The following is a 22,071-nucleotide window of genomic DNA, read 5'->3' on the forward strand; positions in this document are numbered from 1 at the left end:
AAGTTTTAAAATTTCTCTATTAAATTTACTCAGAAAGCCATACGTTTTGAGTTAATGTCTAGTTAAACAAAATGAATTCTCTTTCAATTGCTAACAAATATTATTCTGAATATCACAAACAAAGAATCTTCTTTTTTACGATATTTGCTTTTTAAAAAACATAACAAATCATGTCAGACGATAAAAAAATTATTTTTTCAATGTCAGGTGTAAGCAAAACTTATGCTTCGACAAACAAACAAGTTTTGAAAAATATCTATTTAAGTTTCTTCTATGGAGCTAAAATTGGTATTCTAGGTTTAAATGGATCTGGTAAATCTACTTTATTGAAAATCATCGCAGGATTAGACAAAAACTATCAAGGTGATGTAGTTTTCTCTCAAGATTATTCTGTAGGTTATTTAGAACAAGAACCGCAACTTGATGAAGAAAAAACAGTAATGGATATTGTGAAAGAAGGTGTTGCGGAAACAGTTGCTGTTTTAGATGAGTATAATAAAATTAATGACATGTTCGGTTTAGAAGAAGTTTATTCTGATGCCGATAAAATGGATAAATTAATGGCTCGTCAAGCGGAACTTCAAGATAAAATTGATGCTTTAGGTGCTTGGGAATTAGATACAAAATTAGAAATTGCAATGGATGCGCTTCGTACTCCAGATGGTGATGCTTTAATCAAAAACTTATCTGGAGGAGAAAGAAGACGTGTTGCGCTTTGTCGTTTACTTTTACAACAACCGGATGTTTTACTTTTAGATGAGCCTACCAACCACTTAGATGCAGAATCTGTTCACTGGTTAGAGCAACATTTAGCTCAATATAAAGGAACTGTAATTGCTGTAACGCACGACCGTTATTTCTTAGACAACGTTGCAGGATGGATTCTTGAATTAGATCGTGGAGAAGGAATTCCATGGAAAGGAAACTATTCTTCTTGGTTAGATCAAAAAGGAAAACGTTTAGCACAAGAAGAAAAAACTGCTTCGAAGCGTCAAAAAACTTTAGAACGTGAGTTAGAATGGGTTCGTCAAGGAGCTAAAGGACGTCAATCTAAATCTAAAGCACGTTTGAAGAATTATGATAAATTATTAAACCAAGACCAAAAACAAATGGAAGATAAATTAGAGCTTTATATTCCAAATGGTCCTCGTTTAGGAACAAATGTTATTGAAGCTACTGGAGTTTCAAAAGCTTTTGGTGATAAATTATTATATGAAGATTTAAACTTTACACTTCCTCAAGCAGGAATCGTTGGTATTGTTGGGCCAAATGGTGCTGGAAAAACGACGATTTTCAAAATGATTATGGGAGAAGAAACTCCTGATAAAGGTTCTTTCGATTTAGGAGAAACTGCAAAAGTTGCTTATGTTGATCAAAGACATGCGAATATTGATCCTGAAAAATCAATTTGGCAAAACTTTTCAGATGAGCAAGAGCAAATCATGATGGGAGGAAAAATGGTAAATTCTAGAGCTTACCTTTCTCGTTTTAATTTCTCTGGTTCAGAACAAAACAAAAAAGTAAATACTCTTTCTGGAGGTGAAAGAAACAGACTTCACCTTGCGATGACACTTCGCGAAGAAGGAAACGTTCTTTTACTGGATGAGCCTACGAATGATTTAGATGTAAATACACTTCGTGCATTAGAAGAAGGTTTAGAAAACTTCGCTGGATGTGCGGTAGTAATTTCGCACGACCGTTGGTTCTTAGACAGAATTTGTACGCATATTCTTGCTTTTGAAGGAGATTCTCAAGTATATTTCTTTGAAGGAAGTTTCACAGAATATGAAGAAAATAAGAAAAAACGTCTAGGTGGAGATTTAATGCCAAAACGTATCAAATACAAAAAATTAATCAGAGGATAAATCTTTATTGATTATATAAAAAAAATCCAACTTTCATCGAGTTGGATTTTTTTGTTTCATTTATCAAAACTTCTCCAAAGCTTCTTTATATTTTTTAGCTTCATTACTATTTTGTTTCGAAGCTAAAGCAATTGCTTTTTTAACCGATTTTAATGCTTTGGAAGGATTTTTAGTTTCTTTCTGTGCAATTCCCAAATAAAAATGTGCTGCATGAGAATTTGGATATAATTTCACCCAATATTCAAAAAGTTCCACTGCTTCATTTTGTCTATTTTCACTAAGTAATCTTCTCCCAACATTTTTTAAACAACTCATACTATATAATCTATCAACATTTGGATAAATTTCAAATCCATATGAATTAGATAAATCTTTATAAAAAGAAGTAATATTTTCTTTTGCTGTTCCTTTTTTCTTAATTAATTCTAGATAATCAACATTCCATTTTTCTTTCGGATATATAAAATTAAATGCAGAAATTAATCCCATTAAAATCACATCTGTATGTCCTTCTCCTCCTAAAATTTCAGCTTTTGTTTGTACAAATTCTGAATTATATTTAGATAATTTCTTATTAAAATCTCTAACATTTACATCAATATAAGGTTGTTTATCTGCATCTAAACTTCCTGAAACTACATATAAGTAATTTTGTTTTATCTCATTTTTCGCATAAAATTTCTCTAAATCTTCAATTAATCGATTTCCTTTTTGCTTTCCATCTCCAATAATATTTCCAGCAGCAAAACAAATATAAGCTTGAAATAAATCTGGTTTTTCCATTAAAGTATAAAGTGTAAATGCTGAAGAAGGTGAAAACCCAATCAATGTTCTAAAGTCATTTATTCGATAAGATTTTTTAATTTTTGGCAATAATTCTAATTCTAAAAACTGTAAAAATTCTTCTTGATGATTTCCATAATTATAAGATCTATCTCTATTGTTATTATATAAATTTGGTGCAAAATAATTTCGGTGTTTTTCTCTTGAGCTTATAGAAATCACAATAGATTCAGGCATTCTAGTAGTGTTGCTTAATTGATTTACAATTGCATTTGTAGTTTCAAATAATAAGGCATCATCTAAAATTAAAACGATTGGATATCTTTTGATTGAATTTTCATATTGATTTGGTAAAGAAACTTTTATATTTCTTGTTTCTCCAATGAATTTTGAATTGATTTCAAATTGTTTTAAAGTTGTTTGTGCTGTTATTTTTAGAGTAATTAAAAATAGGAAAACGAATAGCTTTTTTTTCATTCTTTTTTGGTTTGAATGTTATTTTAAATGAATGAAACAAGATATATATTTTACAAATACGACAAACACAAACATTTAACTTTTTCAAACAAAGGAAACGTCATGAAAATCTTCCCATTTTTGTATTAAAAAATCATTAATTTCTTTTAATTCTTCTTCCTCTAAAATTTCTTTAAAATGTGAAACATAATCTAAAACATAAGTTTTAAAATATTTTGAAGAACCATCCTTTATTCGAAAATCAACTTTTTCCCAAATATCAAACTCTTCTTTAATTAATTTTAAAAACATTGTTTTATTCTCTTTTTTATTTAAATAAATTTTCAAACCTTTTTCTAAAAATTGTGAAAATTGTTCTCTTCCAACTTGACCACAACAACTCACATTTCTTGCAATTGCCAAACGACAAGTTTCTGTATTCCAACCATATTTTTCCAAAATAGATTTGATATCCCAAAATTGAGCAACTTCATGTTCCAAATCATTTGTTCGTAAAAATTTGATATATTCCGAAATCCAAGATTTCTCTTTATTTACAAGTGCTAAAATCGCAAAAGTTCCAGCAGGAGGAGCTTCATCAAAAGAATCTAAAATCCAAATTCTAGAATTTTCTTCTCCATGTTTTAAAACATCACAATATTTTAAAACTAAATCATGCAAATTTTCAAATTCTGTAACTTTCGTAAAAAAGTTTTTTTCTTCAAAAATCTCCTTAAATTCTATTTGAAATTTAAAACTATCTAAACCATTTTCATCATTTGATTCTTTAGCATAAAATTGCTTTAAATCTTTAATTTTTTGAATTAAAAACTTTAAAATAATCTCGAAATCATTTCTATTTAAATTAGCTGAAGTATGATCTTTTTCTAAAAAATAATCTTGTAAAAATTCTTTTCCTTCCTCATTTTCTGGAAATCCAAATGCATTAATAACAACTTTAATTTTACTCATATTTCATTTTTAATAGTTTGTAAAATTAACTATTTTTCAAGAAAATCAATTCTGCATTCGAAACTGATTTGGTGTAATTTTTTCCTTTGCTTTGAAAAATCTTGTAAAAGATTGTGGATAATCAAAACCTAAATCGTAAGCAATTTCACTAATACTTTCTGTAGAATATAAAAGTTTGTTTTTTGCTCTATTCAAAATAAATTGATGAATATGTTCTTGCGCATTTTTTCCAGTTTCTACTTTCAATAAATTGCTTAAATATTTCGGAGAATAATTTAAACATTCCGCACAATATTGAACACTTGGCAATCCTGAATTTTCTTTATTTTCAGAGTAAAATTGACTGAGTATTTTCTCAAATTTCGACAATACGTCCGAGTTTACAGGACTTCTAGTTAAAAACTGTCTTTCATAAAAACGATTACAATATTGTAGTAAAACTTCCAAATGAGAAACAATTAAAGCATGACTATGTTTATCCAAATTCAATTCATATTCATACTTTACTTTCTTTACAATATCATTAATAATTTCATTTTCTTGCTCTGACATGTGTAAAGATTCGAAGGAATCATAATAGAAAAAATCATATTCTTTAATTTTTTCTCCCAAAACACTTGATTGAATTAATTCTGGTTTAAAGATTAAAGCCCAACCTAAATCTTTCGTAAAACTTGGTTTTTCAAAAGTTTCTATAATTTGATTTGGAGCAGTAAAAACCAATGTTCCTTCTTCGAAATCATAAAAATTTCGACCATATTTCATCGGTTGCTCGTGATATTTTAAGGAAATTATATAGAAATCTAATTCCAATTTTTCGAATTCAATTTCCGAACTCCATTGCACATCTTTATCATAAATTAAAGAAATCAATGGATGTTTTGGTTTTCCTAATCCGAGCAAACGATGAAATTCTGATAAACTTCTTATTTGTTTCATTTTATTTAGGAATAAAAGCGTCTTTAAACATTTTACGCATCTTACTTTCTGGCAATAATTTACGCATTTTTAATGTCAATTTCGCATCTTTTCCAACTGGAAGTTTATTCTTTGTTTTTTCTGTTGCACTTTTAAAAATTAAATCTGCAACAACTTGCGGATCTCCATATCCAAAAGGCTTTGGTGGTTCTGCATATATTTCCTCCATTCTCTTTTCAAAACGTTCTGTAAATAATTTTAAATCTGTTTTTGAATTTCCTTTATGTAACTTAGCATTATTACCAAAATTGGTTTTAAAAGCACCTGGAGCAATCGTTTTTACATCAATTCCAAATTGTTCTAACTCATAACTAATTGAGTGAGAAAAACCTTCTACTGCAAACTTTGAAGCATTGTATAAACTATGAAAAGGAATTGGAACAGTTCCAGCTAAAGAGGTAATGTTTATGATAACTCCACCACCTTGTTTTCTCATATAAGGTAAAACTTCTTGCACATTATAAACAACACCATAAAAATTGGTTTCCATTTGAATATCAATTTCTTCATCGCTTGCTTCTTCTATGTAGCCAACCATTCCAAAACCTGCATTATTTACTAAAACATCAATTCTTCCAAATCTTTCGATTCCTTTTTCAATTGCTGCACGAACAGATTCTCTTTTTCTTACATCCATCGCAACTAAATAAACATTATCTAGTTGATTCAACTCTTGTTCTTTGCTAGGATTTCGCATGGTTCCGATCACATTCCATCCTGCTCTTTGAAAGTTTTTTGCTGCTAACTTTCCAAATCCTGAACTTGCTCCTGTAATTAAAACTGTCTTATTCATTTTTTTAAGTTTTTTGTTTAATGCAAATTTCTAGCATTTAAAAACCAATGAATTAACAGAATTACGGAATTACTAAACTGAATTTCTTATTTGTCTATTTTTAAGAAAAATTCTATGTAAAAAATCTATATTTTATTCTAAAACTAAAGTAGTTTTCTCTTTAGAAACATCTTTTTTTGATAAGTTTGATAAAGCTAAAAGTCCCCCTGTTACTAAAATTGCTCCTCCAACAAATGGGAATCCAGCACCTATTAAATCAGCAATATTTGAAGAAAATAAAAATGGCAAACAAAATATCATTCCAAAAATTCCAGCAAAAACAGTAGCAAAAGCGATCCATTTAGTAAATACTTTTAATTCTAAAACTGTCTTTTTATTCTTAGAATAATTTTTAATCTGATTTCTCAAATCTAATAATGATTTAGAAGCATATTCTTCAATAGTCCAATTAGAGATTGGCATTGAGTTTCTACCTTTTTTAAAATCTGAATAAAATGTATTCCATAAATCTGGAAGTAAAATTGCACCAAATAAGAAAATAACAAACGAAGGAACCGAATAATTTCCATTACCAATCATAAATGCTTGCATTCGAATTTCTCCTTCTGCCGTCATATCATAATTTAATAAAACATGTTTTAAATCATGGCTTTCATATTTTGGAACTAACGTTAAATTATACTGGTCCAAACAATTTGCAATTTCTTTACCAAGCGTTCCTTTTTCTAAACTTCGCAATTCATCAACTTTCTGATGGTATTTTTCCATTTTACTACATCTTTCGATAGTTGACACTGAAAATTCAAAAGCAAATTTTATTATTTTTCTAGATACTTTTTGAAGTAAATTCATTTCTTTTTCTTTTATTTTTAAACTGAAAACAAAAGTAAAAACTCTAAAGCAGAAAACATATCGAAAATGGCTTCTCGATATGTTAAAATATTATTTTTAAATCGCTACAAACTATCTACAACACGATTCACCAATAAACAAGTCAAATACAAACCAAAACCATATACAGAATGAATAAGTAAACTCATCATTCGAATTTTATTTGGATTTGGTAAATTGGAAGCTGCAATTCCAAAACCAAATGCTGGTTGCATGATAAAAAAAGGAGCAATCATCGTCAATAAACCAATTATTAAAGCTGGAAATAAGGAAGGAGATTCTAACCATTTTTTGCCAAAAAATAAAACCAATAGAAAAGCAAATGAAATTCCGATTAAATAATGAGCAGTTTGTCCGATGATTTGTTCGTACTTGATTGGAGGAGCGTTAAAAATTGGATTATGATAAAATTTCCCTTTAAAAATATGTCCAATCCAACGACCTAAAAATCGATAATCTAATCCTTTTATTCCAAAAAGTTTTAAAATAAAAGCATACACATCCATGATAAATGTTGCTCCAATTCCAATAAATACAATTTTAAAAAATAAATTCATTTCTTCTTTCTTTTAAGTTAAATTGTAATGTAAAATTATTGCTACAACTCACTTTCGAGATAGGATATTTCCATGAAATGATTGTACTTATTTAAAATTCTCACGAAATATTTTTGGTGTAAATTCTGTTTGTTTTTTGAAAAATCGAATAAAATAAGCTGGATCATCATAACCCAATTGAAAAGCAATTTCATTTACCTGATTTGAAGTTGCTAACAATAATCTTTTTGCTTCTAAAACTATTTGTTCTTTGATTAATTGCGAGCTAGTTTTTCCTAATAATTTCTTTGTAATGGAGTTCAATTTATAAGCTGTAATATTTAGTATTTCAGCATATTCATTTACTTGTTTTTTTGTGAAAATTTGATTTTCTAATAGCAATAAAAACTTTTCTAACAACAATTGTTCATAAGAATTATTTTGTTTTTCAATTGAATCTGTTTTTTGAGTAAATCGTTTTAATTGAATATAAAAAACATCCAAATTCGCTTTTATTACTTCTAAATATCCTTCTTCTTTTTTGGTAAATTCCTCATATATATTTTTTGAAACAGAAAGTAAATTCTCCATTTGTTCTTTAGTCAAAACATAAGAATTTTGTTGTATTATATGTTGAAATACTTCTTTTGAATAGTTTTTAGGAACATAAAAATTGGAACTAAATGAAAGTAAAAATCCTTTTGTTTTTGGTTCCAATAAAAGTTCATGAACTTGCCCAGGTCGAATGAAGAAAATTGTATTTGAAGCAACAGAAAAATCTACAAAATCTATTTTATGTAAACCTTTTGCTTTCTCTAAAATTAAAAGAAAAAAGAAATCATGTCGATGCATTCCTTCTTCCATTTTTTTTGTAGCAAGCAACTCATCTAAATGTAAAATCTCAAAGTTTTTTGAAAAATCTGGTTCTTTTATCGTTCTAACAGTGATTTCTTGCATTTTTTAGTGGAAAAAAGGATTTCTAATTGTACAAAATTACGAATTTCAAAAATTTAATTTTAAACAATAATTATAATCAATAAAACCATAAAAAAAGACTTCCTATTTCTAGAAAGTCTTTTCCATTCGCTTAGAATCTCCCAAATTCTAATATTTATTTTTTATTTTTTTTATAAAAAAGTATATCCAAAAATTAGTGAAAGTGTTCTATATTCTGAACTCCAAGTATCATTTCCTAAAACATTTCTATTCACTAAATATCTTAATTCTACACTGTATTTATCATTTTGTTTATAACCAACTCCAGCACCTAAATTTCCTAAAGCTTCCACTTCTAAATTATAAGGTGTTCCGTTGATTGTAAAATCGATTGAAGATTTAGAATAGACATCAAATCCATAAATCGCATTTACAAAAAACTTAGAATTCTCGTTCAAAAACATATAATGTCTAATTCCAAAAGTTGCTTCAATAGATGTATATTTAAATTTTGCTGTAATATTTTTTTCATAAGAATTTTCTAAATAAAAATCTTGATCTGAATTAAATTGTTGAAAAGCAGATTCAACAATAAGAGACCATTTATTTCTATTAAAAGGAAAAATAAATTCTGCTTCTAATCCTAAACTTGCACTAATTTTATTTTCAAATTTTACATTTATAGAGCTATGCGAAGAAGGTTTCTCTAAAAGCAATGTTGCATTGTTTAAACGAGGTCTTATAGTTAAATTAATTAAATCTCTTTTTTTCTTTTTTTCAAAATTGAAAAATTCTAGATTGTTACAATTATTATATTCCACAAAATAATCTGTCAAATCGTCTTTTCTATATTTCAATTTCGCAAATTTACTCATTTTGAAATCTGGACATTTTAAATCTGCAAACAACTGACGTTTATATTCATTATTTTCCTGAATTTTCCCTTCTGAATCTCTATAAACTTTGAAAATTAATTGTTTAATTTCTTCGTTTTCTTTATTGTAGAAATATCTTTTTAAATTTCGTTCACTATATTGATATAAAGTATATTCCCCTTCTACTAAAACTTTTAAATAAAGTTCTTCTTTTTCAAATACAGGTTCTTTCGAATAAGTCAAATCATTAATATTATTGTTTGATCTATCCATATCTACAATCATTCGGATATATTTGAAATCATTATAAATTCCAAATTCTTTAACTGTTGCTATTGTAGCTTTTTCTGAATTTCCATCTTCAGTTAATTTATATTCAAATTTAAAAGGTGAACTTCTCCACTGCACATTTTTAATAAAACATTCTACTTTCTGATTATTATTATCAATATAATATCCTTTATCAAAAGTGATTTGTGCGTAACAGCTTAGACTTAAAACTGTCATTAATAGAAATAAAATCTGCTTTTTCATGTTTTTTTGAGCTTTAATAATTCTTTGGAGACATAGCAATACTAATAAATTTTAAATTTATTTTTATTAGCAATTTTTATATTATAGTTTCCAATTTTTCAGCAAAACTACGTGTTTAACATAAATAAAACAAAAAATTATTTTCTAAAATTTAAATCTGTAATAGAGAATTTAATTTTTAGTTTGAGAAATGAAAATCTATTTTGTTCCATTATAAAGTTCTTGTAATATTTCTTTCATTTCACCTGAATATTTAAAGTATTCTGGCTTATATAATATTGAATTAAAATATATACTTCTTGCTTCTTCAATTTTATTTTGCTCACTTAATGCTTTAAAATGCACAAAAAGAGTCATATAATATTTTTTTAGTTCATTTTCTTTATAAAACTCTTTTTTATCATACCCAATAAATTCAAAATCTTCAAATGTAAAAGAAGCATATTTATAATATTCTACTCCATTAAATGTTGGTAATTTATCTGCATAATTCAACAATTCTTTATAATTATTCATAATATCTAAAACTCTAAATCTAACAACTAAAGCTTGTGATAAATTAAAAAACAAAATGGCTTTTTCAGTATCATTTTTTAAGCCATATTCATTTAAATTAAAGTTTTTTGAACTCAAATCTACCTCATTAAAAATCATTTTAACACCATTCATTATACTAGCGTAATAATTATTTAATAAATTTCGACTGTCTATTTCTTTTTCTAAAACTTCTAAAGCAATTTCTATATTTGGTCTTGGATTCTTATTCTCAGACCTATTATTGAAATGAATTTCTTTAATTATATACCAATATTTTAATTCTTTTTCAGATGGCTTTGAAAGAAATTCTTTTGTTAAAAGTTTCTGATCAGCTTCAGCTACTGCAATAAATGCATCCACAAGATGTGCTAAATTTGAAGTTCTTAATTCATTCAAACTATCTTTATATGCTTTTCCTTTTTTCATTCCTGCCTTTGAATAAATTTCGCTAATTTTCACAAGATTTTGAAGGTCTGGATTTTTTTGCGCAAAAGAAAAAACTGAAAATAGTATCACAAAAAGTGAAAATATCTTTTTCATAATAAATTTTTAATTATAGTTATTTTTAATTAGAATTTTCTCTATATCTAACTTTACAGAAAATTTGCCCAAATATATATTTAAAATTCTATTTTTTTTATACTAACAGTTTTTAAAAATTCATCTTTGTTTTTTTATTGGTAAACTTCAATATTTTTGAAATATTTATTCGCAAGAATTCCTTCAAACTCATCTTCTTGAGAAACTGTATATTCTATATAAAGTTCTTTTATTCCAACTTCATCAAATTTCACTTTAATTTCCTCTTCATTTTTTGGATTTTCAATGATCTTTAAAACATTTTTATTTTCGTCGTAAATTGTAAGTTCTCCCATAAATTTTGGTGGAGTTGCAAGTAAAAATGTTATAAATAAAATCATTATTTAACTTTATTTTCTTTGTATTTATGTCAGCTTTTATGATTAATGAACCAAATCTCGAATCTAAATCTGCTACACCATCTTTATCATATTCAATTCCAAATAAAGTTGAAGGTAAATCTCCACATTTTTCACATTCATCCGTCATAAAATCATATCTAATTGTATCTTTTTCAGCATTAAAACGATATGTATTTCCATAATATTTTCCATTCTTTAAATTCCCTGTCATATAAAGGGAGTTATTTCTTTTATACCGTATTTCATATGCTACATTCAAAGTGTCTTCTTTTGCTTTTAGCAATAAATAAAATGGAAATCCTTCTACATTTTTCATTTTTTCATATCCGTTCTCTGTCTTTTTCCAACCTGGAAATTTTTCTTTACAAGAAGTAACTATTAGTAAAGCAAATAGAAAATAATTTCTATGATTTAGAAATATTGCAACTATATTTTTAATCAACTTTTTTAGCGATTTCTTTTTCATTTATATAAATATTTAATTTTCATTTTTTTCGCAGACTCTAAACTTTCAATTTGTAAAGAATCAATTAAATCTTTTTCATTTAAAAAATATGTCAATTTATTTTCACCAGACATTTTTTTTCCACAACAAAATAGTAGATCCGATTTAAAAGTTATTAATTGCTTGTTTTGAGAATCAATTTTGTAAGAATCATTAGAAGTTGAATTTCTAAAAACCCTAAACAAATTATTTAATTCTTTTGCATCTGTAATAATTATTACATCTTCTATTTTCGAAGTTTTTTCATCATATTTTATATTTTCAACAGCAACTAATTCTCCAGCTGAATTGTATTTATATATAAATTCTCGATACGTAAATTTTGGTGAATGTTGTTTGAATAATTCTTTTAAAGGTTTTCCATTTTCATCATAAATAATTTCATTATAACTATTTGACATATTCCAAAATTTTGTAATCAATCCCTTTTCATTGATTAAATAAGAATTTTCTCCTGAAATCTCAATTTCTTGCACTTGATTTTTCACTAAAACATCTTGTTTTCCAATCAATAATTTCATTCTATAAAAATCTGAAATATCATAGTCTTGCAACTTTTCAAAATAATTTTTCTCTCTTTCAATTTTTGAAATAAACTTGTTTTTTAATGGTTCTTCTTTTCCTATAATTTGACAGGAATTTAGCAATAAAGCAAAAACCAAAGCATAAATTAGCAGACTTAACTTTCTCATTTTTTTTATTTTACATATAACTAATATAAAATAAAAACGTAAAACTCTATTTGTTAAGTATGTTGAAATTCATGTTCAATTAACCACTTTTTTCTCTCAATTCCTCCTGCATATCCAGTCATTTCCCCATTTTTACCAATCATACGATGACATGGAATTATAATTGCAATTCTATTAAATCCATTTGCAGAAGCTACTGCTCTAACTGCTTTAGGATTTTTAATTTTCTCCGCTAATTCTTGATAAGATATCGTCGTTCCAAAAGGAATTTCTTTCAAATTACACCAAACTTTTCTTTGAAATTCTGTTCCAAAAACTTCTATTGAAACATGAAATTCTTTTCTAATTCCTTCAAAATATTCTTTTATCTCTTTTTTTGCTTGTTTAATATGTTGATTCTCTCCAAAAATTATAGTTGCATTTAATATTTTTTGTAAATCTTTAAATTCTGTTTCTAACATTCTTCGATCTACAAATTCCAATAAACAAATTCCTTTTTCTGTTGCACAAACAAACATTGGTCCTAATGGAGTTGTAAATCTATTTATCAATAAAACATTTTTATGTTCAATCTGTTTTGGCGATCTTCCAATTATTTTTTTAAATGTATATCCAAATCCACTTAAAGATTCATATCCTGAATCATAAGCAATCGAAGTTGCTTTTTCTCCTTGTTTTAATTCCTGATAAGCATTATTAATTCTATACATTCGTTGATATGCTTGAAAAGTCATTCCATAATTTTTCTGAAACCATCTTCTAACATTTTCTGGACTAATTTCTTCTTGACGGAGTTGAAAATCTGTTATTTTCCTTTTTGGATTTTCTTTAATCAATAAAATTGCTTGCTCTACTTCTTTTGGTGCTTTATTCGCATTTTGAGTTGGTTTGCAAACTTTACAAGGTCTAAATCCATTTTGTAAAGCTTCTTTGAAAGTAGAATAAAAAACTACATTCTCTTTTTTCGGTTTTCTTGCTCTACAAGTTGCAATACAAAAAATAGATGTCGTTTTTACACCAACATAGAAAATACCAACAAAACTCTGTTCTTTTTTCAACAGAGCTTGGTAATATTTTTGAATAAGTTTTTCATCTGTAATTTGCATCTAAAAAATAGATTTAAATGATTTTTGATTTATTATTTCTTTAGAAGTTTTAAAAAAATGATGGTACATTTTATCAAAAATAAAATTCCCCATACTTATTCTTTTCACTCCTAATTCTTTAAGTATTTCGAAGTCAGGAAGACTTGGCATACACATTACATTAATAGGTAATTCTGTAAAATCAACAATTTCTTTTATATCTTCTTCCTTTTCTAAACATGGAATAAAAATTCCATCAGCACCTACATTTTGATATAGTTCAATTCTTTCTTTTGTTTCCTGAATAATATCTTCCTTTAATAACATAAATGTATCAATTCTCACATTCAGAAAAATTTTCATATTTTCTTCCTGTAATCCTTTCTTAATTTCCTTTAAAATTACAGCAAATACATCTTTATCAACCAACTTTCTATCAGTTGTTACAAGACTATCCTCAATATTTATTCCAACAACACCTAGCTCATATAGTTTTCTAATGTTTGTAATAATCTCTTTAGGTTTTCTACTAAAACCTGCTTCTAAATCTACTGTCAAAGGTAAATTTGTGCTAGAAATAATTCTTTCAACAAAATATTCTAATTCAGAAAAACTCATATTTTCTCCATCTTTATATCCTAAAAGAGATGCAATTGCTGAACTTGAAGTTCCTATTGCTTGAAAATTTAATCTTTCTGCAACTTTAACACTTGGAACATCCCAAACATTCCCAATAATCAATGGTTTATTTTGATAATGTAAATCTTTAAAATTCATCTTTTATTCTTTTTTTACAAAGAACTTTCAATCCATTTTAGTCTGCAACCGAAAAATTGACAAGTATTTTTTTCCCTTAAAAATTTTCTCTAAAAAATTAATTTATTAAAGTCAAAAACACAATAACATTTAACGAAATCCTACATAAACTTCTCTTTTCTTTAATGAAAAATCATGGAAGGTTAAAAATTAAATAAACAAAGAAAAAACACCCTCTAAATTGATAATCCCATAATGAATTTTGTTAAAAAATGTTAATATAAACAATCCTCATTAACAAGTTTCAAATTAAACTTTACATTTGTTTGCGAAGCGATTAATTAAAAAACTAAATGAGGAAAAAACTATTATTTATATGCATTGCTGTTTTCAGCTTGCATGTTGTAGCACAGGCTCCTAAAAAGGAAACCTCGGGAACCATTCATGCTGCCATAAAAAAATTGAATTTTTTAGGCTCTGCATTATATATTGCTGCACACCCCGATGATGAAAATACACGTTTGATTACTTATTTGTCAAATGATATAAAGGCAAATACAGCATATCTTTCTCTAACAAGAGGAGATGGTGGACAAAACCTAATCGGAACGGAAATTCGTGAAGAATTAGGAATCATTCGTACGCAAGAGCTTTTAGCAGCTCGTAGAACAGATGGAGGAAAACAGTTTTTCTCTCGTGCAAACGATTTTGGTTATTCTAAACATCCAAATGAAACATTTAAAATTTGGAATAAAGACGATGTTCTTTCTGATGTTGTTTGGGTAATTCGTAATTTCCAACCTGATGTAATCATCAATCGATTTGATTACAGAACTCCAGGAACAACACACGGACATCACACAGGTTCGGCAATTCTTTCTTTTGAAGCTTTCGATTTGGCTGGACAAGATGATGAATATGCTGATCAACTTTCTTTTGTAGATCCATGGCAACCTAACCGATTATTTTTTAATACTTCTTGGTGGTTTTATGGAAGTCAAGAAAAATTTGAAAAAGCAGATAAAACAAATCTTTATAGTTTAGATATTGGAACTTACTATCCTTTAGTTGGTAAATCAAATAATGAAATTGCTTCTGAATCAAGAAGTATGCACAAATCACAAGGTTTCGGAAGTATCGGAACTCGTGGTTCTTCTACAGAATATTTAGAATGGCTAAAAGGAGATAAACCTGTTTCTAAAGAAGATATATTTTCTGGAATTAACACAACTTGGTCTCGACTTGAAAACGGGGAACCAATTGGAAAATTAATCACAGAAATAGATCAAGAATTTAATCCAACTGCACCACAAGAAAGTTTACCTAAACTTTTAAAAGCAAGAAAGAAAATTTTAAAATTGAAAGATTCGCATTGGAAAAGTGTGAAACTTGAAGAAATTGAAGAGATTATTTACCATTGTACTGGTTTATATTTAGAAGTTATTGCAGATGAACATTATGCTTCTCCTTCTTCTGAAATTAAATTAGACATTGAAGCAATTAATAGACTTGGAAACGATGTAATCTTACACCAAATTCATTTAGAAGGTGTGGATAAAAAATTAGTTTTAAACAAAAAACTAGAGAAAAATGTTCGTTTTCGTGAATTTGAAGATATAATGCTTCCTGCAAATTTAAGCACAACAAATGCTTATTGGTTAAATAATCCTGGAACAATGGGAATGTATCATGTGGATGAGCAACAATTAATTAGCTTACCAGAAACACCACGATTTTTAAAAGCTCGTTTTGAGATGGAAATTGATGGACAAAATTTTACATTCTTTAAAAATATTGTTTACAAAGAAAGAGATCCTGTAAAAGGAGAAGTTTATAAACCTTTTGATGTGACAACTCCAGTTTTTGTAGATGTTGTTGAAAATGTTTACATCTTTGCAGACGATGCTTCTAAAAAAGTTGCTGTTAAAGTAAGAGCAGGTAAAGATAATTTAAAAGGAAAAGTAGAAATTGAATTACCCAAATCATGGAAAGTTTCTCCAAAAGATTTCGATTTCTCTTTTAAAAATAAAAATGAAGAAAGAGTATTTACTTTTGAAGTTACACCTCCAAATAAACAAAGCGAAGTTACCTTCTCTCCTATTGTAACTTTAGGTAAAAAAGAATATTCAGATGTTTTATCAGAAATCACTTATGATCATATTCCTCATCAAATGGTAATGATGAAAGAAAAAGCAAAAGTGGTTCGTTTAGACATTAAGAAAAAAGGAGATAACATCGGTTATATCATGGGAGCTGGAGATTTAATTCCTGAAAGCTTAGAACAAATTGGGTATACTGTTCATACTATTGATATTCGAAATGTGACAGAAAAAGAATTAGCAAAATTAGATGCTATTATTATCGGAATTAGAGCTTTTAACACAGAAGAGGATTTAGGTATTTACCAATACAAACTTTTTGATTATATTAAGAATGGCGGAACAGTGATCGCCCAATACAATACAAACAGAGGTTTGAAAGTGAAGAATATCGCGCCTTTTGCCCTTAATTTATCAAGGGATCGTGTTACAGATGAAAATGCAAAAGTTAAATTTATCAATCCTAAACACCAAATTCTAAACTATCCAAACAAGATTACTAAGAAAGATTTTGAAGGTTGGGTACAAGAAAGAGGTTTGTATTTTGCAAATAAATGGGACAAAGAATTTGAACCAATTTTAAGTTCTCATGATGAAGGAGAATCTGCAAAAGAAGGAGGTTTACTTGTTGCAAAATATGGCGAAGGTTACTTTATTTATACTGGTTATTCTTGGTTTAGAGAATTGCCTGCTGGAGTTCCTGGAGCCTACAGAATTTTCGCTAATTTAATTTCGATTGGAAAAAAATAATCAACTATGGGAGAATCTGAGGACAAACCACCATTTTTTAAATCTTGGAAACACGTATATTTATTCGTGCTTTTATTCCAAGTGCTATTAATCATATTATTCACTATCATTACTGAAGCTTATAAATAAATGCATTTATTAGACTGGATTGTACTGGGCGCAATACTGGCGCTCATCGTCGGGTATGGAATTTTCAAAACCCGAAATATCAACACGACCGAATCTTATTTAAAAGGAACTCAAACAATGCCTTGGTGGGCAATCGGACTTTCTGTAATGGCAACTCAAGCCAGTGCAATTACGTTCCTTTCAACACCTGGACAAGCATATGACGATGGAATGCGTTTCGCACAATTCTATTTCGGATTGCCTATCGCAATGATTCTACTTTGTGTCTTTGTAATTCCTTTTTATTATAAATTAAACGTTTATACCGCCTATGAATTCTTGGAAAAACGTTTCGATTTAAAAACAAGAACTATCACCGCAATTTTCTTCTTAGTACAAAGAGGACTTTCTGCTGGATTAACCATTTTTGCTCCTGCAATTATTCTATCTTCTATCATTGGATGGAATTTAAATATTACCAACCTTCTTATTGGATTTTTAGTAATAGTCTACACAGTTTCTGGAGGAACAGCAGCCGTAAGTCAAACACAAAAACAACAAATGTTTGTGATTCTTACAGGAATGTTTATCGCATTTTTAATCTTAGTACAAAAACTTCCTGAAGAAGTTGGCGTTTCTAATGCTGTTGACATTGCAGGTTATATGGGAAAAATGAATATTGTAGATTTTAATTTTGATTTATCAAGTAAATACAATATTTGGAGTGCTTTACTTGGAGGAACTTTCTTATTCCTTTCTTATTTTGGAACAGATCAATCACAAGTTCAACGTTATTTATCTGGAAAAAACTTAGCAGAAACAAAACTTGGTTTACTTTTCAATGGAATCTTTAAAGTTCCTATGCAAGTTGGAATTCTTTTTATTGGAATCATGGTTTTTGTTTTCTTCCAATTCCACAAAGCGCCATTACATTTTAACCAAGCAAACGTAAACACTATTAAACAATCAGAATATGCACCTCAATATGCAAATCTGGAAAGTGAATACGAAAAAGTAAACAACGAAAAAAGAGGAGCTATTTATAAAGTAATTGCAAACGATAAGGAAAATAAACCGAACGAAGCAGCAATTGCAAACATGAATGCTTTGGAAGCTAAAGAGCGTAATTTACGTAATGAAGCAAAACAAATTATAGAAAACTATTCGGATGAAAATAACTTAAAATTAGAAACAAAAGATGCAGATTATGTATTTATTACTTTTGTGATGAATTACCTTCCAACTGGATTAATTGGATTATTACTAGCCGTAATTTTCTCTGCTGCAATGTCTTCTACTGCATCCGAATTAAACGCACTTTCTACAACTACTGTAATTGATATTTACAAACGATCTTTTGTAAAAAATGCAAGTGATAAACACTATCTAAGAATGTCAAAATTCTTTACACTTCTTTGGGGTGTCATGGCACTTTTCTTCGCCACCTTTATTTCGCTTTTTGCAAACTTAATCGAAGCTGTAAACATTATTGGTTCTCTTTTCTACGGAACAGTTCTAGGAGTTTTTGCTGTAGCATTTTTCTTTAAATATATCAGAGGAAATGCCGTATTCTTAGCTGCTGTAGTTGGAGAAATCATCGTAGTAACCTTATTTATTTTAGATTTAACAGAAGTTATTAGTTTAGCTTACTTATGGTTAAATCTTATTGGTTGTGCAATCGTGATTTTCTTAGCAATGATTTTCCAAGCAATACGACCAAGTAAAAACGAACCAGAAGTAAAACTGAGTTTGGATGAATAAATAAATTTAATTAGTGATGAAAAACCTCCTTATTGGGAGGTTTTTTTTATACTTCAATTTTACTTTCTTTATATTCTTCAAATTGTTTCAAAAGTTCGATTAATATAGGAGTTTCAATATAAACTAATTTCATATATTCAATTATATTACCATTATCTTCTTCAATTTCTTCATGTTTTGTATCAATAGAATCAGTTAGAATCACAGTTTTAGATTTTAATTTTTGTAAAAATTGATAATATAAATCATTTACTTGTGCTTTCCCTTCTTCTTCAAGTAGATATTCAAAATAATCAATTTTATGAATAATTTTCTCTTTTTTATTTAATAATAACTTATTATAATATTTTTCATTTTCATTAAAGGGAAAACTTGTTTTAAAATTTTCTATAGATGTATAATATTTTTTGATGAACTCTCTTCTATTGTATTTGTTTAATAAAGATATTTTATATAAGTTTAAATATCTATTTTTATCTTCAAAATTTCTAATTTGCTCTAACAATTCTTTATTTTTAGATTTTAATTTATTTATCTCATCAATCTCATTTTTAATTTCTCTTCCTCGAATTAATTCTTTTTCAATTTCATTTTTATTTTGAATTTCCTTTAATTCGTTTTTTAGTTTTTCTTGTAAAGTTTCACTATTGTTTTTATTAATTTTTTGATTAGAATTATTTGATACTTTATTGGCTAAAGCAACTAAGTGTGGCAAACCAAAATTATAAATGGCAACGATTAATATTAAATATCCTAAACTCCAATAATCAAAAGAATAATAATTTTCAATACTATTGAGTTTAATATTTATTTTATCATCCGAAAAGAAAAGATAAATAAAAGCTTTCCAATTCAAAAAAATAAAAGCAATTATAAAATTAGAAATTAAAGGGTTTCTCGCTCTTCTCTTTATTATATCCAAAAAAAGTTCTGAAATTTCTTTTCCAAAGCTTCTTGTATTTTTAGATGAATCAGAAACTTTCTCCTTCATTTTCTCAAGTGGCTCTGTAACTAATTTTGAAGTATTATTTTTTACTTTTTTATCCTGTTCTTTTTCTAAAGTTGGTTCAATTTCCATAATCCAATCACAATTTTACAAACTATTCATCCAATAAATCTGGCTCATCACAATCAAAAACAACATAATAATTCCTAAATAGAAAATTTTCACTCCATGATTTCGATCTTCTTTTGAATATGCATAAACTCGTTGCCCATTTGGTAGTGTTTTCTTAGAATTCATCAAAGAATACCCAATTATCAATCCGAAAATCCCACCAACAAGTGATAAAATATACCCAACAGCAATCCATGATTTATCACTTTTTTCTGGCTTTCCTAAATCCAACATACGTTGTCTTTTTAAACCATCAATCAATTTTAAATCTACCTTTCTCCCTCTATCTTTTAATATTTTTTGCGCCAATAAATAATCAAATTCATTCCATTCATCATATTTCAATAAAACATCATAAAGTTCTTCGTCCGTAAATTGAAACAAATAATAATCCTTACTAATTTTATCCAAATCATTCTCAGCATGCTCTTTTAAAATCACCTCAGCTCTTTTGAAATCTTCTTCCTTGATTTTTATCTCCGCAGAATATTGTAAAGTACTTCCCGAAAAAGTAATATCTACAGGTGGCGTATCGTCTGTGACAATCGATTCAATATGATTTTCTTTTAATAATTCTTCTACTTCTTTCGCTTGATTTACAGTTTGAAATTTCTTAAACGATCTAAATTCTTTATCCATAGTTTTTGTTAAATTCTTGGTTTCTCTCAAAGATAAAATTTTAAGATTTATTTCAAAATGATGAAAATCAACTTCATTCTATAATTATTTATCGTAATCTTTTTATAGAAAGAACAGCATTCAATTAACAGTTTAAACAATCCTTTAACGATATAGTTTCTTTTTAAAACGTAACTTTAAAAGAGACCCATATTTTAAAATGCAAAAAAAGAATTCTTATAAATATTTAAATTTATATGCAATCGCTATTGCTTTATATGGTTATTTAATCATAAATATTGGACTTCCTGCATATCCATCTTTAAAAAACTATTTCGGAACTTCGGAGGAGTTTGTAAAATTCTCTATCACAGTTTTACTTTTTGGTTTTGGTTTTTCACAAATCGTTTGGGGAGCTTTATCTGAAAAATATGGAAGAAAAAAAATAATCATCACTGCTGTTTCCATTTCTGTTTTAGGTAGTCTTTTGACTTCTTTTTCGGAAACTATTGCGTTTTTTACCGTTTCAAGATTTCTTGAAGGATTTGGAGCCGGATTTGCCGCAGTTTTCTCTAGAGCCATTTTAGCGGATACTTTTAAAAATAAAAAACTTCCAAAAACCATCTCTAATACAATTGCTGTTATCGCACTTGGACCTGCATTTTCTCCAATTATCGGTGGCGAAATTCTAGCATTAACTTCCTGGCAAACTGTTTACATATTTCTTACAATTATTGGTGGAATCCTTTTATACAGCTCTATTTTTCAACTGAAAGAAACACATGAAAAACCAAATAAAACACTAAATCTGAAAAAACTATTTATCATTATTTCTAAAATATTTAGCCACAAAAAATTCATGGGATATTTTCTTCCTTATAGTATTATTCTTAGTGGATTAATCACTTTTTATGCAATCTCACCTTATATCTTTATCAAACAATTCAAATTTTCTGCAAGTAATTATAGCTATCTATTAATTGCAATTGGTGTTGCAAATACTTTCGGTACTTTATATTCAAAAAAGCTAATCGATTTCTTAGATTCTGATGCTATTCTTAAACTCGGATTCTTGATTGCTTTAATGAGTGGAGCTACAACTTTTATTTTTTATTTATTCGATATTTACAATTTCTATATTGTTCTTGGAGCAATGATGTTTTATGGTATTTCTTGTGGTTTTATTAGTCCAATTTGTAATGCAGAAGCAATAAATGCTTTAAGTAATGATGATAAAACAAATAGTCATCGTGGAATTACTTCTTCGATTTTAGGTGGTGGAATTATGGTTATTTCAAGTATTTTGACTTATGGAATCGCAAAAGTACAATTCGACTCTATTCTAAAAATCTGCATCCTCATCTCGTCTTTAGTCATTTTTGCTTTTGGCATATTTTTATTTTTAATTGAAAAAGAAAAAGGAACACTCCGTAATGCATTCAATTTTCTTTTCATTTTCCTTACTAAAAAGAAAAATTAACTT

At 27.6% G+C, this 22,071-nt stretch carries 20 protein-coding genes; 4 read left to right on the plus strand and 16 right to left on the minus strand.

From position 1 onward, the window contains the following. Window positions 1-170 precede the first annotated feature (170 nt). Entirely contained in the window at window positions 171-1,865 is a 1,695-nt protein-coding gene (gene ettA / locus I1A51_RS00560) for an energy-dependent translational throttle protein EttA (protein WP_196890431.1), read from the plus strand. Between the two features lie 63 nt (window positions 1,866-1,928). Here the strand turns inward: ettA and I1A51_RS00565 are convergent, their stop codons facing one another. From I1A51_RS00565 to I1A51_RS00630, 14 genes are all read right to left on the minus strand, one after another. Further along, window positions 1,929-3,125: an alpha/beta hydrolase gene (locus I1A51_RS00565; RefSeq protein WP_196890432.1), complete on the minus strand. Its 1,197-nt coding sequence runs from the start codon at window positions 3,123-3,125 to the stop codon at window positions 1,929-1,931. Between the two features lie 84 nt (window positions 3,126-3,209). Further along, window positions 3,210-4,076 (minus strand): hypothetical protein, encoded by an 867-nt coding sequence (locus tag I1A51_RS00570; RefSeq protein ID WP_196890433.1) that lies wholly within the window; start codon window positions 4,074-4,076, stop codon window positions 3,210-3,212. Between the two features lie 45 nt (window positions 4,077-4,121). Beyond that, window positions 4,122-5,015: a helix-turn-helix domain-containing protein gene (locus I1A51_RS00575; RefSeq protein ID WP_196890434.1), complete on the minus strand. Its 894-nt coding sequence runs from the start codon at window positions 5,013-5,015 to the stop codon at window positions 4,122-4,124. 1 nt (window position 5,016) lies between these two features. After that, the gene (locus tag I1A51_RS00580) at window positions 5,017-5,847 is read right to left on the minus strand and encodes an SDR family oxidoreductase (RefSeq protein ID WP_196890435.1); all 831 of its coding nucleotides are present in this window, start codon (window positions 5,845-5,847) and stop codon (window positions 5,017-5,019) included. A 132-nt stretch (window positions 5,848-5,979) separates the two neighbouring features. Continuing rightward, the gene (locus I1A51_RS00585) at window positions 5,980-6,699 is read right to left on the minus strand and encodes a hypothetical protein (protein ID WP_196890436.1); all 720 of its coding nucleotides are present in this window, start codon (window positions 6,697-6,699) and stop codon (window positions 5,980-5,982) included. 104 nt (window positions 6,700-6,803) lie between these two features. After that, on the minus strand, window positions 6,804-7,295 hold the full coding sequence (locus I1A51_RS00590; protein ID WP_196890437.1) for a DUF2938 domain-containing protein: 492 nt from the start codon (window positions 7,293-7,295) through the stop codon (window positions 6,804-6,806). Window positions 7,296-7,382: 87 nt separating this feature from the next. Next, entirely contained in the window at window positions 7,383-8,231 is an 849-nt protein-coding gene (locus I1A51_RS00595; protein WP_196890438.1) for a helix-turn-helix domain-containing protein, read from the minus strand. Between the two features lie 170 nt (window positions 8,232-8,401). After that, window positions 8,402-9,619, minus strand: coding sequence for a porin family protein (locus I1A51_RS00600; RefSeq protein WP_196890439.1), 1,218 nt, complete (start codon window positions 9,617-9,619; stop codon window positions 8,402-8,404). A 198-nt stretch (window positions 9,620-9,817) separates the two neighbouring features. Continuing rightward, window positions 9,818-10,696: a hypothetical protein gene (locus I1A51_RS00605; RefSeq protein WP_196890440.1), complete on the minus strand. Its 879-nt coding sequence runs from the start codon at window positions 10,694-10,696 to the stop codon at window positions 9,818-9,820. A 134-nt stretch (window positions 10,697-10,830) separates the two neighbouring features. Beyond that, window positions 10,831-11,031, minus strand: coding sequence for a hypothetical protein (locus I1A51_RS00610; RefSeq protein ID WP_196890441.1), 201 nt, complete (start codon window positions 11,029-11,031; stop codon window positions 10,831-10,833). Then, window positions 11,000-11,563 carry a hypothetical protein gene (locus tag I1A51_RS00615; protein ID WP_196890442.1) on the minus strand — a complete coding sequence of 188 codons (564 nt, stop codon included), beginning with the start codon at window positions 11,561-11,563 and terminating at the stop codon, window positions 11,000-11,002. Before I1A51_RS00615 ends, I1A51_RS00610 begins: the two co-directional genes overlap by 32 nt. Next, window positions 11,560-12,294: a hypothetical protein gene (locus I1A51_RS00620; RefSeq protein ID WP_196890443.1), complete on the minus strand. Its 735-nt coding sequence runs from the start codon at window positions 12,292-12,294 to the stop codon at window positions 11,560-11,562. The genes I1A51_RS00615 and I1A51_RS00620 overlap by 4 nt, the downstream gene beginning before the upstream one ends. A 53-nt stretch (window positions 12,295-12,347) precedes the next feature. Further along, window positions 12,348-13,400 carry a bifunctional transcriptional activator/DNA repair enzyme AdaA gene (locus I1A51_RS00625; protein WP_196890444.1) on the minus strand — a complete coding sequence of 351 codons (1,053 nt, stop codon included), beginning with the start codon at window positions 13,398-13,400 and terminating at the stop codon, window positions 12,348-12,350. Continuing rightward, a complete protein-coding gene (locus I1A51_RS00630) occupies window positions 13,401-14,156 on the minus strand; it encodes an isocitrate lyase/PEP mutase family protein (RefSeq protein WP_196890445.1) in 756 nt (251 codons plus the stop codon). A gap of 332 nt (window positions 14,157-14,488) precedes the next feature. Between I1A51_RS00630 and I1A51_RS00635 the strand changes: the two genes are divergently transcribed. Both I1A51_RS00635 and I1A51_RS00640 read left to right on the plus strand, forming a co-directional pair. Then, the gene (locus I1A51_RS00635) at window positions 14,489-16,984 is read left to right on the plus strand and encodes a PIG-L family deacetylase (RefSeq protein ID WP_196890446.1); all 2,496 of its coding nucleotides are present in this window, start codon (window positions 14,489-14,491) and stop codon (window positions 16,982-16,984) included. A gap of 129 nt (window positions 16,985-17,113) precedes the next feature. Then, on the plus strand, window positions 17,114-18,853 hold the full coding sequence (locus tag I1A51_RS00640; protein ID WP_196890447.1) for a sodium:solute symporter: 1,740 nt from the start codon (window positions 17,114-17,116) through the stop codon (window positions 18,851-18,853). A gap of 46 nt (window positions 18,854-18,899) precedes the next feature. Here the strand turns inward: I1A51_RS00640 and I1A51_RS00645 are convergent, their stop codons facing one another. Next, on the minus strand, window positions 18,900-19,931 hold the full coding sequence (locus I1A51_RS00645) for a hypothetical protein (protein ID WP_196890448.1): 1,032 nt from the start codon (window positions 19,929-19,931) through the stop codon (window positions 18,900-18,902). A gap of 15 nt (window positions 19,932-19,946) precedes the next feature. Next, complete coding sequence (locus tag I1A51_RS00650; RefSeq protein WP_196890449.1) at window positions 19,947-20,609, minus strand: hypothetical protein; 663 nt, start codon at window positions 20,607-20,609, stop codon at window positions 19,947-19,949. Between the two features lie 199 nt (window positions 20,610-20,808). Between I1A51_RS00650 and I1A51_RS00655 the strand changes: the two genes are divergently transcribed. After that, window positions 20,809-22,068: a multidrug effflux MFS transporter gene (locus tag I1A51_RS00655; RefSeq protein WP_196890450.1), complete on the plus strand. Its 1,260-nt coding sequence runs from the start codon at window positions 20,809-20,811 to the stop codon at window positions 22,066-22,068. The last annotated feature ends 3 nt before the right edge of the window (window positions 22,069-22,071 follow it).

It is taken from the genome of Aureivirga marina, from assembly GCF_015767265.1.
Taxonomy (GTDB): domain Bacteria; phylum Bacteroidota; class Bacteroidia; order Flavobacteriales; family Flavobacteriaceae; genus Aureivirga; species Aureivirga marina.

Coding starts and splice junctions, on each gene's coding strand:
- I1A51_RS00595 (WP_196890438.1), bottom strand. CDS start 8,231: ATGCAAGAAATCACTGTTAGAACGATAAAAGAACCAGATTTTTCAAAA.
- I1A51_RS00585 (WP_196890436.1), bottom strand. CDS start 6,699: ATGAATTTACTTCAAAAAGTATCTAGAAAAATAATAAAATTTGCTTTT.
- I1A51_RS00635 (WP_196890446.1), top strand. CDS start 14,489: ATGAGGAAAAAACTATTATTTATATGCATTGCTGTTTTCAGCTTGCAT.
- I1A51_RS00580 (WP_196890435.1), bottom strand. CDS start 5,847: ATGAATAAGACAGTTTTAATTACAGGAGCAAGTTCAGGATTTGGAAAG.
- I1A51_RS00600 (WP_196890439.1), bottom strand. CDS start 9,619: ATGAAAAAGCAGATTTTATTTCTATTAATGACAGTTTTAAGTCTAAGC.
- ettA (WP_196890431.1), top strand. CDS start 171: ATGTCAGACGATAAAAAAATTATTTTTTCAATGTCAGGTGTAAGCAAA.
- I1A51_RS00590 (WP_196890437.1), bottom strand. CDS start 7,295: ATGAATTTATTTTTTAAAATTGTATTTATTGGAATTGGAGCAACATTT.
- I1A51_RS00625 (WP_196890444.1), bottom strand. CDS start 13,400: ATGCAAATTACAGATGAAAAACTTATTCAAAAATATTACCAAGCTCTG.
- I1A51_RS00615 (WP_196890442.1), bottom strand. CDS start 11,563: ATGAAAAAGAAATCGCTAAAAAAGTTGATTAAAAATATAGTTGCAATA.
- I1A51_RS00640 (WP_196890447.1), top strand. CDS start 17,114: ATGCATTTATTAGACTGGATTGTACTGGGCGCAATACTGGCGCTCATC.
- I1A51_RS00620 (WP_196890443.1), bottom strand. CDS start 12,294: ATGAGAAAGTTAAGTCTGCTAATTTATGCTTTGGTTTTTGCTTTATTG.
- I1A51_RS00570 (WP_196890433.1), bottom strand. CDS start 4,076: ATGAGTAAAATTAAAGTTGTTATTAATGCATTTGGATTTCCAGAAAAT.
- I1A51_RS00655 (WP_196890450.1), top strand. CDS start 20,809: ATGCAAAAAAAGAATTCTTATAAATATTTAAATTTATATGCAATCGCT.
- I1A51_RS00565 (WP_196890432.1), bottom strand. CDS start 3,125: ATGAAAAAAAAGCTATTCGTTTTCCTATTTTTAATTACTCTAAAAATA.
- I1A51_RS00650 (WP_196890449.1), bottom strand. CDS start 20,609: ATGGATAAAGAATTTAGATCGTTTAAGAAATTTCAAACTGTAAATCAA.
- I1A51_RS00605 (WP_196890440.1), bottom strand. CDS start 10,696: ATGAAAAAGATATTTTCACTTTTTGTGATACTATTTTCAGTTTTTTCT.
- I1A51_RS00575 (WP_196890434.1), bottom strand. CDS start 5,015: ATGAAACAAATAAGAAGTTTATCAGAATTTCATCGTTTGCTCGGATTA.
- I1A51_RS00610 (WP_196890441.1), bottom strand. CDS start 11,031: ATGGGAGAACTTACAATTTACGACGAAAATAAAAATGTTTTAAAGATC.
- I1A51_RS00630 (WP_196890445.1), bottom strand. CDS start 14,156: ATGAATTTTAAAGATTTACATTATCAAAATAAACCATTGATTATTGGG.
- I1A51_RS00645 (WP_196890448.1), bottom strand. CDS start 19,931: ATGGAAATTGAACCAACTTTAGAAAAAGAACAGGATAAAAAAGTAAAA.